Origin of the sequence: Pseudacidovorax sp. (assembly GCF_017991995.1) — a bacterium.
In the GTDB taxonomy this organism is placed as follows: domain Bacteria; phylum Pseudomonadota; class Gammaproteobacteria; order Burkholderiales; family Burkholderiaceae_C; genus Xenophilus.
On sequence record NZ_JAGOPN010000004.1, the window covers coordinates 196,893 to 214,144 of the forward strand.

Annotated in this window: 1 protein-coding gene (only partly in view); it reads left to right on the forward strand. The window is 72.8% G+C overall.

The genetic code is table 11. The features are described from left to right. Positions 1-17,252: part of an LEPR-XLL domain-containing protein coding region (locus KBC94_RS07300; protein WP_294368011.1), annotated on the forward strand (this coding region is incomplete at its 3' end). The annotated region extends 25,144 nt beyond the left edge of the window; the window shows 17,252 of its 42,396 annotated nt.

A 17,252-nucleotide genomic window follows, 5' to 3' on the forward strand; every position in this document is an offset into this window, starting at 1 on the left:
AGCGCGTGGCCATCACCGGCGCCAGCATCAACATGACGGCCGGCAGCCACGTCTTCGCCTTCGGCGAGGACTCGTCCATCTACATGCAGGCGCGCACGCGCCTGGTGCTGTCCAGCGCCTCGGTCGCGGGCAGCGATTCGCCCATCGTCAAGGCCGGCTCGCTGGTGCATCTGGCGGCGCCCACCGTGGTCATCAACGGCAACGTGCAGGTCGACCAGGACGCCGACCATGGCCTGCTGCTGGTCAACGCGGGCACTTCGCTCACGCTGGGCGGCTTCCTGGGCTCGCGCCACGACGTGCACCTCAACGCGGGTGTGGACCTGGGCTGGAGCCGCGAGCGGCTGGAATCCGACATCGCGCGCGCCCAGCTGGCGGGCGGCAACATCCTGGTGCTGGAGCAGGGCAAGGTCAATGCCGAAGGCACGCTGGTCGTGCAGGCCGGCGGCGACGTGGTGCTCAAGTCCGCGCAGCAGCTCGCAGCCGTGCAGGCCGTGCAGGTCACCAGCTACACCACCACCGAACAGACGGTGGATGTGGTCACCGGCTACCAGCAGGTGGCCGACGGCACCATCCAGGTGCCCGAGGTGAGCTGGCAGACGACGCAGGTCACCGAGCAGGTGGGCACCGAGCTGGTCAAGGTGGGCAGCAGCTATCACACGATGGACGTGACGCTGTCGCAGACCGGCTACTACAACCCCTCCGCCGCGGCCGACCAGCAGTTCCGCGAGTTCTTCATCGAGGGCGTGGACTACTTCAACACGGCCGAGGAGAAGGCGCTGAGCACGCTGCCCAACAAGGCGGCCATCCCGGTGGTCGACTGGACGCGCGCCGGCGACGAGCAGAACCCCGGCCGCTCGGTCGCCGCCCCTAGCGGCGACTACAAGAGCTCGGACTACAAGAGCTTCTCGCAGCTCACCGATGCGCAGCGCTGGGCCGTGCTCAACACGCTCGGCTACATGCCGCTGTACGACTTCGGCTACGACAACGCCGTCACGCACCAGACGCTCAACGGCAACACCACAGAGTCGGCCTGGACGCCCGACTGGAAGGACGGCACGCTGCAGGTCTTCTATGTCAATGTGGCCGGCTGGCGCGACAAGTACGTGCTGATGCCCGTGGGCGCGCAGGAGGACGTGCTGCGCGTGGTCAGCCAGGGCAGTGCGCTCTACCTCGATGGCGACACCAGCGCCGACGGCAGCAACACCGGTGGCAACTGGGTGCAGGCCGGTGCCACCCACAGCGGCGAGCTGGTGGGCAGCTACATCGACAGCAGCAAGGTCTTCTACAAGCAGGTCAGCTCCAGCTTCACGGGAACGGCCAGCAACTTCGACTGGTCGAACCAGTCGCTGGACTTCGACCACGACATCGGCCGCTGGAAGGTCAGCTACATGGACGGCACCGGCACCCGCCAGTACCTGGACATGGCCGACGACCACGACGCGACGATCAGCTACGCGCCGAAATGGTCGTGGTTCGACAGCGAGGGCGCCAAGGTGCGCGCCAACAACGCCGCGTTCGGCATCAGCGCCATCCTGGCGAACGAGGACTACCGCGCCACCCTGGCCTCGGGCACGGCCTCGCTGGTGCTGCAGTCCTCGGCCTTCGACAGCACGCGGCAGGTCGGCGTGGCGCCGGGCATCCAGGCGGGCTATGCGGGCCCGGTCTTCTACTGGTGGGCCAACTACGTGGGCTATGCGCTGGAGGTCAAGAACGACACCAGCAACCTCGTGGGCAACTACAACGGCTCGCGCGGCGGCGACGACTGGAACGACGACATCCAGGCGGTGCGGTTCAGCTCGGCCACCTATGCGGTGCAGGTCTTCCAGCACAAGAACTACGGCGGCTGGGAAGAGAAGCTCACGGGCAGCAAGCCGGACTTCGGCGGCCACAACGACGAGATCACGGCCATCAAGGTCTGGGGCTACCGCTACGAGAACTTCTGGAACTACACCTACCAGTGGACGGCCAAGACCGAGAACGTCTACGACCAGCGCGTGCAGCTCAAGTACCAGCTGGCCACGGTGGCGCAGGACATCGATGACTACCGGCCGGTCTACCAGACCACCACCAAGGAGGTGATGGTCACCACGCTGAAGGACGTGACCGTCTGGAAGTCGGTGCCGATCATCCAGAAGGTCACGCAGCTCGTCTCCGAGGCGCACACCGAGACGGTGGGCAGCAGCTACGGCGATTTCGGCGATGCCGCCGCGCTGGGCGCGAAGAACATCGTCATCGACGCCGGCGCCTCGGTGCGCCTGTCGGGCGTCGTCAGCGCCAGCGACCGGCTGGACGTGAGCGCGCGCACGCTGGTGCAGGTGCAGGGCGTGGCCGATGCGCAGGGCCAGGCCGTGCAGACCACGCTGCAGGCCCACAGCCTGAGCCTGGCCGCCGGCACCAGCCTGGAGGTGGCGGACAACGCCACCCTGCTGGGCACCGGCAGCGGCGCCACCGTGACGCTGCTGGCCGCGCAGGACCTGACGCTGGGCGGCGCCACCCATGCCGGCGCCGCCGCCGGCGACAGCCTGGCGAGCGTGACGGTGGATGCGGGCCGCGACCTCTTCCTCAGCGGCGCCGTGACCGCCGGCAGCATCGACCTGGAGTCCGGCTCGGCCGCCGCCGGAGCGGCGCGCGACGGCGGCATCGAGGCCGACGCACAGACGGTGCTCAAGGCCACGGAGGGCGGACTGTCGCTCACCGCGGGCCGCTTCGGCGGCGACATCGTGCTCGACCATGCGACGCTGGAGGCCAGCGCCACGCAGGGCGTGCTGCACCTGCAGGCGCAGGCCGGCTTCATCGAACAGCGCCGCGACCTCGTGCAGCTGCCGAACACCACGGGCGACGAGAACAAGGTCTGGGTGGCCGTGGGCACCATCGCCGCCCGCCGCCTGGAGGCCTCGGCCGAGACCGGCCTGACCCTGGGAACCCGCGTGTCCGAGGCGCAACTGGCGCTCACCGGCGTGGGCAACATCGACCTCGTCAACGCCGGCCCGCTGACGCTGGACGCCCAGACCGCCGACGGCGGCATCACCGTGAGCAACACCGGCCTGCTCAAGGCCATCCGCGTGCTCACGCTCGGCACGAGCGACCGCAACGACATCAGCCTCTCCACCCTCAGTGCCGCCGGCCTGACGGGCGACCTGGTGCTGGGCGACGTGCGCAACGACGCACGCGGCGACGTCACGCTCAGCGCCCAGGGTCAGGTCTGGCACGACGACGACACCCGCGTGGTGGCCGACGAGCTGGTGCTGACGAGCACCGGCGCGGTGGACATCGCCACCAACGTCAACAGCCTGCGCCTGGCGGTGCAGGACACCGCCAGCGCCACCGTGGCGCAGGGCGAGCGCCGCCTGACGGTGCAGGACGTGGAGATCGCCGATGGCAGCTTCACCCTCACCGGCGAAGGCGTGGTCGAACTGGTCGAGGTGGTGCTGCGCACCAACAAGGCCGGCAACGACGTCAAGGTGGATGCGCAGCAGGACCTGCTGGTGCGCCATGTCTCGGCGGGCGTCCATGCCGCCACCGCGGCCGACCTGCCGGTGGTGGACGGCCAGGCCCAGCAGAGCCTGAGCTCGGCCGGCCTGGTGACGCTGATCTCGCGCCAGGGTGCCGTGGCCGAGTCCTTCGCCGACGCGGCGGTGGACGTGGTGGCGCAGCGCCTGACGGTGCGCGCCGCCACCGGCATCGCCGGGCTGGAGATCGCCGTCAACGAACTCGATGCGACCACCACGGGTGGCGACATCGCGCTGCACGACTTCGACGGCGTGGGCGAGAAGTACGCCGGCCTCACCGTGGTCCAGGCCTTGAGCAGCGTGACCGCCGGCACCGGCAACACGCGCGTGGCCATCGAGAGCGAAGGCAGCCTGCTGGTGGACGTGGACGGCCGCATGGCGGGCGACACCGTGTCGCTCACCAGCCACCAGGGCAGCGTCGTCGTCAAGACGCCCAAGGCCGGCGATTCGCTGGCCTACAGCCGCGGCGTGGTCTTCGACGCGGCGCAGACGGTGGAGCTCTACCGCTTCTTCGAGGCGCCCGAGTGGATGGAATACCGCGCGGGCAAGTACTTCGTGTTCGGCACCGAGGCCTCGGGCGGCGAGCCGATCACCAAGCTGCTGCCCACCACGCTCAGCGCCGACACGCTGATCCTGCAGACGGGCGAGAGCCTGAACCTCAAGGACGTGACGCTCAGCGTCAACCGCCACCTGGAACTGGTGGCGGGCCAGAACGTCAACCTGAGCGGCACCATCGCCGTCAAGGCGCAGCACTACGACGGCAGCGCCGCGCTCGATGCCATCGAGCAGGTGATCGTGCGCGCCGATGGCGCCACGGCCGTGCAGCAGTCGGTGGACGTCAACGCCAGCGGCAGCACCTCGGTCAACGCGCCGGCGCAGGAGACGGGCTTCATCAACCTGCAGGTGGACCAGCTGCCCGCGCTGCGCTTCGACCTGCGCGCGCGGCAGGACATCTTCGTCCACGTGCAGGACGACCTGACGCTCAGCGGCTTCGTCGGTGGGCTGCAGGGCTTCGATCCGGCCCGCAATGTGACGCTGATCGTGGAGGGCACGCTGGCCGTGCAGAGCGGCATCGTGGCCGCGGCCACCACCGGCGGCGTGCTCAGCCTCACGGCGCAGGCCGTCACCAGCGACGGCGCCTCGGTGTTCATCTCCGACCGCCTGGAAGTGCAGACCGCGGGCGACGCCCAGCTCAACACGCTGGTGGACACGCTCAAGGTGCGCTCGACCGTGCACGGCGCCATCCGCATCAACGAGGCCACGGGCCTGGTGGTGGAGCTGGCCAGCGCGCGCGACGGCCTGATCGACATCGCCGCCGGCGGTGACCTGTACCTGCGCGAGGTGCGCAACTTCGCCGGCGGCAGCGACATCGACCTGCGCGCGGCCGGCGTCATGTACGTCGACCTGGTGGAGGCCGCGACCGACCTGGGCGCCGAGAAGACCTCCGGCCGCATCACCGCCGATGCACTGCACGGCGTGAAGGAGTGGAAGGCCCTGTCGGTCGCCACGCTGCAGCCCGACGGCACCACCACGGTGGTGACCGATGCCTACGACGAGCGCACCGCCGACCTCTACGGCTACGAGGTGACGGTGCGCGGCGCGGCGCAGATCACGCAGCTCACCGACCCCGGCAAGCAGGGCAATGGCGACGACGTCGAGGTGCGCACCATCGCGGCCGGCGGCTTCGGCTACGACCCGCAGAGCACCGTCACCGAGCATTCGCTGCTGGAGGCCGGCGGCGCCATCGTCAACCTGCAGGGCCAGACGCTCACGCCGGCCGGCGTGTCGGTGGCGCAGGTCAGCACGCTGGCCTTCGGCATCCAGCCGGCGGCGGGGCAGATCTACGCCGTCACCGTCAACGGCCATGCCTACAGCGTGACCGCGGCCCAGGGCGACACGGCGGCCGGCGTGCTCGGCGCGCTCAAGACACGCATCGAGCAGGGCGAGGCCATCGCCGTCACGGTGGATGCGGACAACCTGCGGCTGGTGCTCAGCGCCGAGCAGGGCAACACGCCCTTCACCCTGGCCGGCGTGTCGCTGACGCTGCCCACGCTCGATGCCGTCACCGGCGGCGTGGCCAAGGACGGCGGCAGCCTCGACACCGGGGCCGGCGACGTGGCGCCGGGCTTCGACCAGGCGCAGCACACCAACGTGCTGTTCGACAGCGGCACCGCGCCGCAGTCCGGCAAGCTCTACGGCCTCACCCTGGACGGGCACGACTACCTCGTGCGCCTGGGCACCAATGCCTTCATCGACGTCACCGGCCTGGGCAACGGCAGCGGCAGCCTGGACGTGCTGGCGCTGCAGGCCGACAGCCGCCTGGGCACGGCCAGCGGCACGGCCTCGGGCAACGACGTCACGGTCGACCTGACGGGCCTGTCCGGCATCGTCGCGGGCGCGCACTACACGCTCACCGTGGCCGACGGCAAGCGCTTCGACGTGATCGCCGTCGACGGCGACACCCGCGCCAGCATCGCCGGCAAGCTGGCGGCGCTGGCCGATGCCGACGCCACCATCGCGGCCCAGGCCTCGGGCACGGTCATCACCTTCAGCGCGGGCGCCACGCTCGCGGCCACCCAGGTCGGCGGCAGCTCGATGCAGAGCGTGCAGGCCGGTCAGGCGGGCCTGCTGCAGGACGGCACCACCGAGGGCGGCCGCCACTTCGACCTGAGCAGCCTGCAGGTGCAGCAGGGCTGGCGCTACGTGTTCACCGTGGGCGGCCAGAGCTTCAGCTACACCGCGGCCAGCGGCGACGGCCTGGCGGCCGTGGTGCAGGGGCTGGCGGTGGCGGTCGACGCCCATGCCAGCTACGGCGCCACCGCCACGGTGGCCAGCGTGACCGACTGGGCTTCGTTGCGCACGGCGCTGGCGGCGCAGATCGAGCGCGGCGAGGCCATCGACGCCACGGCCTACGACGGCCGCGTGCTCGACCTGCGCAGCCTGACGGTCGCGGCCGGCACGGCCTACACCATCACCCTCGACGGCACGGCCTACAGCTACACCGCGCAGGACGGCGACAGCGCCCAGGCCGTCACGGCCCAGCTGCTGACGCTGATCCAGGAGGGCGGCTACAAGGTCAGCAGCGACTTTGCCGATCCGCAGTCGGGCGCCGGCGGCGTGCTGACGGTGCTCAGCACCTCGGCCATCGCCTCCGCCTCCACCAGCTTCGGCGCCAGCGTGGCGCAGCGCAGCGTGATCGGCCTTGCGGCCGAGGTGGCCAACGACGCGTTCGGCACCGCGGCCCTGGGCCAGGCGGGTGCCGTCTCCGCCACCTTCGACACCGACATGGACGCGGGCGCGCAGGTGCAGCAGAAGAGCCATGTGGTCTTCGCCGATCCGGCGACGGCCGGCTACACGCTGGCCGCGGGCAGCGTCTTCACGGTGCAGGTCAACGGCCACAGCTACAGCGCCACCGTGGGCAGCGGCGGCGTGACCGTCAGCTGGGCCTCGGTGCTGGGCGCCCTGGCCACCGCCATCGAGGCGGGCGAGGTGGACGGCGGCCATGCGCTGCTGGACGTGGGCTTCGATGCCGCCACGCGCCAGCTGGTGCTGACGGCCAACGATGCCAACCAGGCCTTCACCGTCGACGACGTGACGGTGCAGCGCCTGTCGCAGACGGCGGTGGCCGGCGGCGTGATCGACGCGGGCAGCGTGCTGGCCGCGGCCGGCCAGGACGCCACGCAGGCCAGCCGCCTCACGTTCAGCGGCACGCCGCAGGCGGGCGTGGACTACACCGTGCAGGTGGGCGCGCGCAGCTACACCGTGCATGTGGGCGACACCGTGGGCGGCCAGGCCGTCACGGCCGACTGGGCCTCGGTGCTGGGCGCGCTGGAGCAGCGCATCGAGCAGGACGGCGTGGTCTCTGCCAGCGTGCAGGGCAGCACCCTCACGCTCACGGCGCTGCAGGCCAATGCGGCCTTCGAGCTCAAGGGCAGCGTGCGCGATGCCGCCGCCACCCAGGCGCTCACCAAGAGCGGCGACTATGTGCTGATCGTCCCCGACCGCAGTGCCGGCGATGCCAGCCTGCTGGTCAGCGGCAGCCTGACGGTGGTCAACCTGCCCACCTACGACGGCGACAACCTCACGCTCGGCGCGGGCCGCGACCTGGTGGTCGTCTCCGACATCGGCGTGGGCAGCGGCGGCACGGTCACGCTCAGCGCCGGCGCCTCGCTCACGCTGGGCGGCACGCTCAGCGCGGGCGCGCTCACGGTGTCGGCCGGCCATGACCTGACGCTCACCACCGAGGTCGGCACGCTGCAGGTCACCATGACCGGCGACGGCAACCTCACCGTGATCCAGACCGGCGCGCTGGAGATCACCGGCATCCAGATGGCCGGCGGCAACATCACCATCGTGGCCGACGGCGACGTGCGCATCGGTGCCATCACCGGCACCGCGGGCGACGTGAGCATCACCTCGCGCACCGGCGCCATCGCCATCGACAGCATGGCCTCGGCCGGCGCGGTGACGCTGACGGCGGCCGGCGCGGTGTCGGCGGGCCGGCTGGTCAACGGCGCGGTGGTCGGCACCATCGAGGCCGACACGCTGACGGTGACCGCCGGCTCGGCCATCGACATCTACGAGAAGGACGGCATGACCGTCACCCAGGCGCTGAGCACCAGCCACGCGGCGGTGCACCTGCAGTCGGGCGGCGCCATGACCGTCGACGGCGCCATCGCCACCACCGGCAGCGCCGGCATTTCGCTGGTCACCACGGCCGGCGTGCTGACGCTGAACCAGGCGCTGTCCAGCGCCTCGGGCGACGTGACGGTGCGCGGCCAGGGCGGCCTGGCCATGAGCGGCCAGGGCGACATCACCAGCGTCTCGGGCGCGGTGACGCTGGACGCCGGCGCCGGCAGCCTCTCGATGGAAGGCGACACCGTCGTCAATGCCGGCAGCGGCGCCATCTCGCTCGATGCGGGCGGCGCCATCCTGCTGGGCAAGCTGCGCACCACCCACGACGGCGAGCTGCGCATCGTGGCCGGCGGCGTGCTGGACGTGGCCGAGGGCAGCACCGACGTCATCGCGGCCGACGCGCTGCTGTACATCCGCTCCAGCGGCGGCATCGGCGAGGACGGCAATGCGCTCGAAGTGCAGGTGCGGGCGTTGGACTTCGTCAACACCGGCCACGGCGACGTGTTCATCGAGGAGGTGGACGGCCTGCAGCTGGTGGGCGTGGACCAGCAGGCCGCGGGCCGCGTCTCGATCCTGGCGCGCCATGGCGACATCGACGTGCTGGCGGACGGCACCGGCGTGCACAGCGCCGGCGGCGACCTGGCGCTGTATGCGGGCGGCAGCCTGCACATCGGCCAGGCGGTCGACACCGCGGGCGGCAGCATCGCCCTCACGGCCGAGGGCGGCGACATCTCGCTGGGCGCCACCGTCAAGGCCGGCGGCAGCGGCAACATCGGGGTGCGTGCGATCACCGGCTCGGTGGTCAACGACAGCGCCGCGCTGGGCTGGCTGCGCGACGGCAGCGGCTTCGACGCCGACATCGACTGGATGCTCTCGCGCAACAAGTTCACCATGGACCAGGCCACCGGCCTGATCACCGTGGCGAACCTGGAGGACTACAACGCCGCCTCGCACGTGGCCAACGGCACGGTGCTGCGCAGCGCCGGCGGCCCCATGCTGTCGGCCGCCGGCGGCGGCATCACCATCACGGCCAAGGGCTCGGTGGGCCAGCGCTACGAGGACTTCACCTTCAGCCCGCAGGCCATCGTGGTGGACGCGCAGTCGCTCACCGTCTCCAGCACCAGCCGGCAGGACGTGGTGGTGTTCGCCACCGGCTCCATCGTCGTGCACTCGGACGCCGCGGCGGCCGGCTCGCGCGGCGGCCAGACCGACGTGGCGGCGCTGCAGGGCGAGCAGAAGTTCGTGAGCGACGTGGACGCGGGCGGGCAGGACATCACCATCCGCTCCGACCAGGTGAGCATCGCCGCCGACGTGCGCAGCGCCGGGGCCACGCTCACCTTCAAGCCCTCGGACCCGACCGGCACCGTGGTGCTGGGCGATGCCGGCAGCACCGGCGGCGGCATGCAGCTGAGCAACGACTCGCTGTCGCACCTGCAGGACGGCTTCGGCCAGATCGTCATCGGCGGCACCGACACCGCGCTCAAGGTCTACCTGGGCGGCGAGGGCGTGTCCGGCGGCACGATCCAGGTCAAGGACGACCTGGTCATCCTCAACCCCAACCTGGGCGGCGAGGTCTACATCAACCAGGAGCTGGTGCTGACGCACGACGCCTCGCTGACCATCAGCGGCTCGGGCAACACCACCACGGTCTCGGCCAACGCGTCCTCGGACTCGGACATCACCATCAACGACTCGGTGCGCATCAACGGCGGCACCGCCAGCGCGCCGATCACCCTGCGCGCCGGCACCGACGGCACGGGCAGCCTGCAGCTGGGCAGCCTGCCCTCGCACATGCTCAACGGCAACCAGGACGCCACGCCCGACTACCTGCGCCTGGAGGCGGCCGACAACATCGTCATCAGCGGCACCGTGGGCGGCGACGATGCGCTCGAAGGCCTGACCATCGGCGGCGTGACGGTGGGCAGCGAGGTCAACCTGCCCAACAACGTCACCTTCTACGGCCCGGTCACCGTCAACGGCGACCTGCAGATCACCGCCAGCGGCGTGGTCACCTTCTACAGCGACGTGGTGCTCACCTCGGGCAAGCTGGTGATCCAGGGCGCGAGCCAGGTGATCTTCAAGGGCGGCGTGGTGGTGCAGGGCGGTGGCGACATCGTGCTGCAGGGCGACGAGATCGACTTCCAGGGCGGCGACGAGTCCATCGTGGGCACCGGCACGCTCTGGCTGCGGCCCACCACCACCAGCCTCAACATCGAGGTGGGCTCGCCGATCAACAGCGTGACCAACGCCACGCTCAACATCAACGACCAGGAGGTGCGCAAGCTGGCCGACGGCTTCGGCACCATCGTGATCGGCGGCTACGACAGCAGCACCGGCCATGCCACCGGCACCGGCACCGTGCGCATCGCGGCGCTGACCACGGCGGGCCAGCCGCTGCTGCGCGACAACCTGGAGGTCTACGGCCAGAACATCACGGTGGAGGATGCCAACCTCGCCAACCAGACGCTGCTGGTGGAAGGCACGGTCAAGCTCGACGCGATCGGCAACATCCGCATCGGCAACACCATGGAGGCGCGCACCGCCGCCGGCGTGCAGGACATCGTCCTGTACTCGGCCACGGGCTCGGTGCAGCAGTTCGACGCCGCCACCGACGGCGCCACGGGCGAGGCGCTGATCGGCGGCCACCTGACGGTGACCGCGGCCTCGGGCATCAACCTGGGCGCCACCCAGCTCGACAGCGTCAGCGCCACGCACACCGGCACGCTGGGCGACATCACCATCCGCGAGACCGCGGCCGGAGGCGACCTCACGGTGCTGGGCGTGGCCCAGACGCAGGCGGGCGCCAGCGGCAACATCGGCGTGGCCACCACGGCCGGGCAGCTCACGGTGGCGGCTTCGGGCACCGGCGTGCTGCAGGCCGGCAGCGGCAGCGTGTCGCTGACGGCCGACGGCGGCAGCCTGGTGGTGCACCAGGCCATCGCCAGCACCACCGGCGCCGTGTCGCTCACGGCCAGCGGCGGCATCGTGCTGCTGGACGACACCACGCACGACGGGCGCATCGCCACCACCGGCGGCAGCGTGACGCTGCGCGCCAATGGCGGCAGCGCCTCGCTGGGCGGCGACATCGCCGCCGCGGGCGGCCTGGTGGACGTGCGCGCCAGCGCCGGCATCGCCATGGCCGACGGCGCGACCATCGGCTCGGTCAATGCCGGCAACACCGGCGCCGTGACGCTGACGGCCGACAGCGGCGACCTCTCGCTCAGCCGCATCCTGGCGGGCGGGCTGGTGACGCTCACGGCCACCGGCGGCGCGATCCGCGACAACCTCAGTGGCGACGGGCCCAACATCGACGGCGACACCGCCGCGCTGCGCATGAGCGCCGCGGCCGGCATCGGCGCCGCCTCGGCCGCGCTGCAGACCCGCGTGGCCCAGTTGAGCGCCACCAACGGCGCCACGGGCGGCGTGTACGTGCAGGAGGCCACGGCCTTGCGCCTGGTGGCCTCGGGCATGACCGCCATCGACAACGCCGGCAGCGGTGCCATCGTGATCCAGACCACCGACGGACGGCTGGTGGTCGAAGGCACGGTGCGCCAGACCGGCAGCGGCCACATCCGCCTGCGCAGCGGCGAGGCGGCCGAAGGCACCGATGCCACGCTGGAGCTGCGCGCCGACGTGAGCGCCGCCGGCGGCGGCAGCCTCTCGCTGCTGTCGGCCGACGGCATCGTCGGCAGCAGCGCCTTCAAGGCGCAGGCCCTGGGCGGCAGCGCCACCGTGGAGCTGGCGGCCGACGCCGGCATCGCGCTGGACGCCGCGGCCCGCGTGCTGAGCGCGGGCGGCAACATCCGCATCGATGCCGCCGGCGGCGACGCCGTGATCGGCACCGTGGGCACCGGCAGCAGCACCGCGGGCCTGATCGCCATCGGCGCCTCGGGCTCGATCCTGGACGCGGATGCCGACGGCGCCTCGCCGCAGCTGGTGAACCTGACGGCGGGCGCGGTGCGCCTGGTGGCGGGCGGCAGCATCGGCACGGCGGCCAACCGCATCGAGACCTCGGTGAGCACCCTGGCCGCCAGCGCGGGCAGCGGCGGGCTCTTCGTGGGCGAGGAGAACGGCCTGACCATTGGCAGCGTGGCGGCCGTGGCGGTCAACCGCATCGGCGCCGACGGCAGCAGCGTTTCGTCCGCCAGCGGCAGCACCCTGGTGGGCCTGCTCAGCGGCGACGGCGGCGCCATCGTGGTGACCAACGGCCTGTCCCGTGCCGGCGACCTGATCGTGGACGCGGCCGTGACGGCCGGCGGCAGCGGCAACGTGCTGCTCGCCAATGCCTGGACCGGTGCCACGCCGGGCAGCCTGCAGATCCGCGCGGCCGTGGGCTCCGGCAGCGGCGACCTGACGCTGAGCGCGGGCGGCGCCATCGCCCAGGCCGCGGGCATCGCCCTGGCCACGGGCGGCGGCCACATCGCCGTGCTGGCCGGCACCAGCTTCACCATGGGTGCGGGCGCCGTGGCCCAGACCAGCGGCGGCAACATCCAGGTGATGGCCACCACCGGCTCGGCCACGCTGGGCCTGCTGGACGCGCGCAGCGCCGCCGACCGCACGGCCGGCAGCCTGAGCGGCCAGTCCGGCTGGGGCTCGGTGAGCGTGCAGGCGGGCACCTCCATCCTCGATGACGAGGGCGAGACCGTGCCGTCGGTGGACGTGTATGCGCGCAACCTGCGCCTGCTGGCGGGCAGCGCCGCGGGCAACGGCATCGGCAGCGGCAGCAACGCGCTCGAGATCGAGGCGGCCGTGATGGGCGCCGCGGCCACCGGCACGGGCGGCGTGTTCGTGGCGGACGCCAGCGACCTCACGGTGGACACGATGAGCGTCATCGTGGTGAACCGGGTGGCCGTGGACGGCGTCAGCACCGGCACCTCCGCCGGCCGCATCTCCGATGTGGTCAGCGGCGGCAGCGTGGTGCTCACGGCCGCGGGCAGCCTGACCGTGAACGAGGGCACGGCCAACGACCGCGGCATCGACGCCGCGGGCACCCTGCGGCTGGAAGCCGGCACCGACCTGGCGCTCAATGCCCGCATCGGCGCGGGCGGCGCGGCCAGCCTGATCGCCGGGCGCGACCTGCTGCAGGCGGCCACGGTGGCCGGCAGCGGCACCGGCGTCAGCGTGGAGCAGGTCGCCGGACGCGACCTGCTGCAGACGGCCGGCAGCGGCCAGACCCGCACGGCGGGCGGCAACGTGGTCTTCACCGCGGCGCGCGACGTGGGGCTGGAGCTGGTCGACGCCGGCAGCGGCAGCGTGGCCATCGCGGCCACGGCCGGCAGCATCCTGGACGTGGATGGCGGCAGCGATCTGGACGTGAGCGCCACGGCGCTGCGCCTGACGGCCGGCACGGCCATCGGCAGCGGCAGCAATGCGCTCGACACCTCGGTGGGCACGCTCAGTGCCGCGGCGGGTGCGGGTGGGCTGTTCGTCAGCGAGGCCGACGGCCTGGTGGTGGGCAGCGTGACGGTCGACGCGAGCCGCGTTGCCGCCACCGGGCTGGCCGGTACCGTGGCCGGCACCGCGCAGGAGGACCTGTCGGCGACCGGCGCGGGCGCCATCGTGCTGCAGGTGCAGGCGGGCAGCCTGACCGTGGGCGCCGGCACGGCCGGCACCGCGGGCGTGAGCGCCGCCAGCGGCGCCGTGCGGCTGCAGGCCGCGGGCGACGTGACCCTCGCGGCGGACGTGGGCTCGGGCAGCGGCAGTGTGAGCGTGCTTTCCACCGGCGGCAGCCTCGCGCTGTCGGCGGGCGTGGTGATTTCCACCGGCGGCAGCGGCACGCTGGACCTGCAGGCGCAGGGCAGCGTCGTCACCGCCGACGGCAGCGTGCTGCGCACCGGCGGCGGCAACATCCGCGCGGAAGCGACCACCGGCGACCTGACGGTCGGCCTGGTCGATGCGCGCACCGCCGCCGACCGTGCGGCCGGCAGCCTGGCCGGCCAGTCCGGCTGGGGGGCCGTGAGCCTGGTGGCCGGCGGCGCGATCCTGGACAACGCCAGCGAGGCCACGGCGGGCGCCGTCGACGTGCAGGCCTCCCAGCTGCGCCTGTCGGCGGGCGGCGCCATCGGCAGCGGCGCCAATGCGCTGGAGACGGAAGCGGCGGTGCTGAGCGCCTCGGCCGGTGCCGGCCTCTTCGTCGCCGAATCCACGGCCCTGACCGTGGGCGCGGTGGGCGAGATCGCCGTCGTGCGCGTCGGGCTCGATGGCAGCAGCACGCCGTCGCGCGCCGATGCCGCGCAGGCGGCCTTCACGGCGGGCGGCGCACTGGTGCTGACCACCGCGGCGGGCACGCTCACCGTGCAGACGGCCGGCACTGCCGGCGGCAACCTGCTGCTGCAGGCCGGCGGCACCGGGGCCGACCTGGTGATCGATGCGGCCCTCACGGCCACGGCCGGCCACATCACGCTGGCCGCCGCGCAGGACCTGCGGCAGAACGCCGCCGTCGCCACGCTGGGCAGCGGCGCCACGGTCGGCGCCACCGCCGGCCGCGACCTGGTGCAGGCGCAGGGCAGCGGCACCATCGCGACGGTGGACGGCAACGTCCTGCTGAGCGCACTGGGCGGCGACCTGACGCTGGAGTCGGTGGACGCCGGCAGCGGCCGCGTGTCGCTGAGCGCGTCGGGCCGCATCGTCGACGGCGACGCGGCCGGCGACACCGAAGTGGACGTGCGCGCCAGCGCCCTGCGCCTCGACGCGGGCACGGCCATCGGCAGCGGCGCCAACGCGCTGGAGACCACCGTCGCCACGCTGAGCGCGAGTGCCGGTGCGGGCGGCCTGTTCATCGCCGAAAGCGATGGCCTGTCGGTGGATGCCGTCACGGTGGACGTGCAGCGCGTGCAGGCCGACGGCAGCGCCGTGGCCACCCAGAACGCGGCGCAGGAGGACCTGGCCGCCACCGGTGCTGGCGCCATCGTGCTCACCAGCGCCACCGGCGACCTGGTGCTGCGCGCCGGCACGGCCGGCAGCGGCGGCGTGGGCGCCGGCAGCGGCCCCGTGCTGCTGCAGGCCCTGGCCGGCGCCATCACCCTCGACGGGGCGGTGGTGTCGCAGGGCGGCGCGATCAGCGTGCGGGCCGGCACCTCGGTCACGGCCAATGCCGACATCCGCAGCGGCGGCGCCGGCAGCCTGGACGTGCAGGCCGGCAGCGGCGCGCTGACGCAGACGGTGGGCAGCAGCTTTGCCACCGGCAGCGGCGACATCCGCCTGCAGGCGGGCGGTGCGGCCACCCTGGCGCGCGTCGGCACCGCGGGCAATGTGTCGGTGACGGCGGGCGGCGCGATCCTCGACGCCGACACCGCGGGCGACAGCACGGTCAACATCCAGGCCGCGGGCCTGCGGCTGGATGCGGGCGGCAGCATCGGCACCGGCGCCAACGCGCTGGAGACCACGGTTTCCACGCTCTCGGCGCGCGCCGGGGCCACGGGCATGTTCCTGCTCGAATCCGACGGCCTGGCCGTCGGCGCGGTGGCGGCGAGCGTGCAGCGCGTGGCGGCGGACGGCAGCCTCTCGGCCCTGGCCGATGCCGCGCAGTCCGACATCGTCACCACCGGCAACACCGGCGTGGTGCTGCGCAGCACCACCGGCGACCTCGTGCTCGGCGACGGCGGCAACGCCGACGGCGTGGCCGTGGCGGCCGGCAACGGCAGCGGCGCGGGCGGCCATGTGCGCATCGAGGCCTTGGCGGGCCGGGTGATCGCCGACGCGGCCATCACCACCAGCGGCAGCACGGGCGGCTTCGTCACGGTGCTGGGCCAGGCGGGCGTGCGCTTCAACGGCGCGGTGGGCATCGCCACCGGCCTGGTGGGCGGCGTGGACGTGGAATCGGCCCAGGGCAGCATCGTCCAGGTGGCTGGCAACACCATCACGGCCGGCGGCACGGTGCGCCTGCTCGCGGCGCAGGACGTGGTGGTGGGCGTGATCGCGCTCACCTCGGCCACCGGCGGCGTCTCGGTCACCGCCACCGCGGGCAGCATCCTCGATGCCGACGCGGACGGCGACAGCAGCGTCAACATCACCACCGGCAATGTCTCGGGCGGCCTGCGCCTGGCGGCCGGCACCGGCATCGGCGCCGCGGGCAACCACCTGGAGACGGCCACCGTCAACCTCAGTGCCCAGGCGGCCGGCGGCGGCCTGTTCCTGAGCGAGGCCGACGGCGTGACCGTGACCACCGTCTCGGTGGCGGTGCAGAAGGTGAATGCGGCCGGCACGCTGGACGCCGCCACCGTGGACGCGGCCCAGTCGGACCTGCGCACCACCGGCGGCAACGGCAGCATCGTGCTGCGCACCGGCGGCAGCGGCACGCTGACGCTGACCGACGGCCAGCCGGGCTCGCTGGACGGCGCGGCCGTCTCGGCGAACGGCAGCGGCAATGTGCTGCTGCAGAGCGCCGGGGCGATCAGCGCCGCGGCCAATGCCGACGTGCTGAGCGGCAGCGGTGCGATCAGCCTGCGTGCGGGCGGCGCCATCGGCTTCGACGCCGGGGCGGACCTCCGCACGGGCGGCGCCGGCACGGTGGACGTGGACGCGGCGGGTGCCCTGGCGATGAACGCCGGCAGCCTGCTGACCAGCGGCACGGGCACGGTGCGCGTGAACGCGGGCACCACGGCCACCGTGGGCCGCATCACGACCGGCGGCACCGTCTCCCTCGTGGCCGGCACGGCCATCGTGGACGCGGACGCGGCGGGCGACAGCACGGTCAACATCGAGGCGGCCAGCCTGCGCCTGCAGGCGGGCACGGCCATCGGCAGCGCGGCCAACGCGTTGGAGACCAAGGTGAGCACGCTCAGCGCGAGCGCCGGCAACGGCGGCCTGTTCGTGCTGGAGGCCGACGGCCTGACGGTGGGCGACGTGTCGGCCAGCATCAACCGCGTGGGCGCCGACGGCGCGACGACGGTGGTGGCCGATGCGATGCAGTCGGACCTGCGCACGCTGGGCGGCAACGGCGCGGTGGTGCTGCAGAGCACGACGGGCGACCTGGTGCTGGGCGACGGCACGGCCAACGGCGCGGGCGCGAGCGTGTCGGCCCATGGCAGCGGCAACGTGCTGGTGCAGGCGCTGGCCGGCAACGTGACGGTGCAGGCGGACGTGCTGAGCGGCAGCGGTGCGATCAGC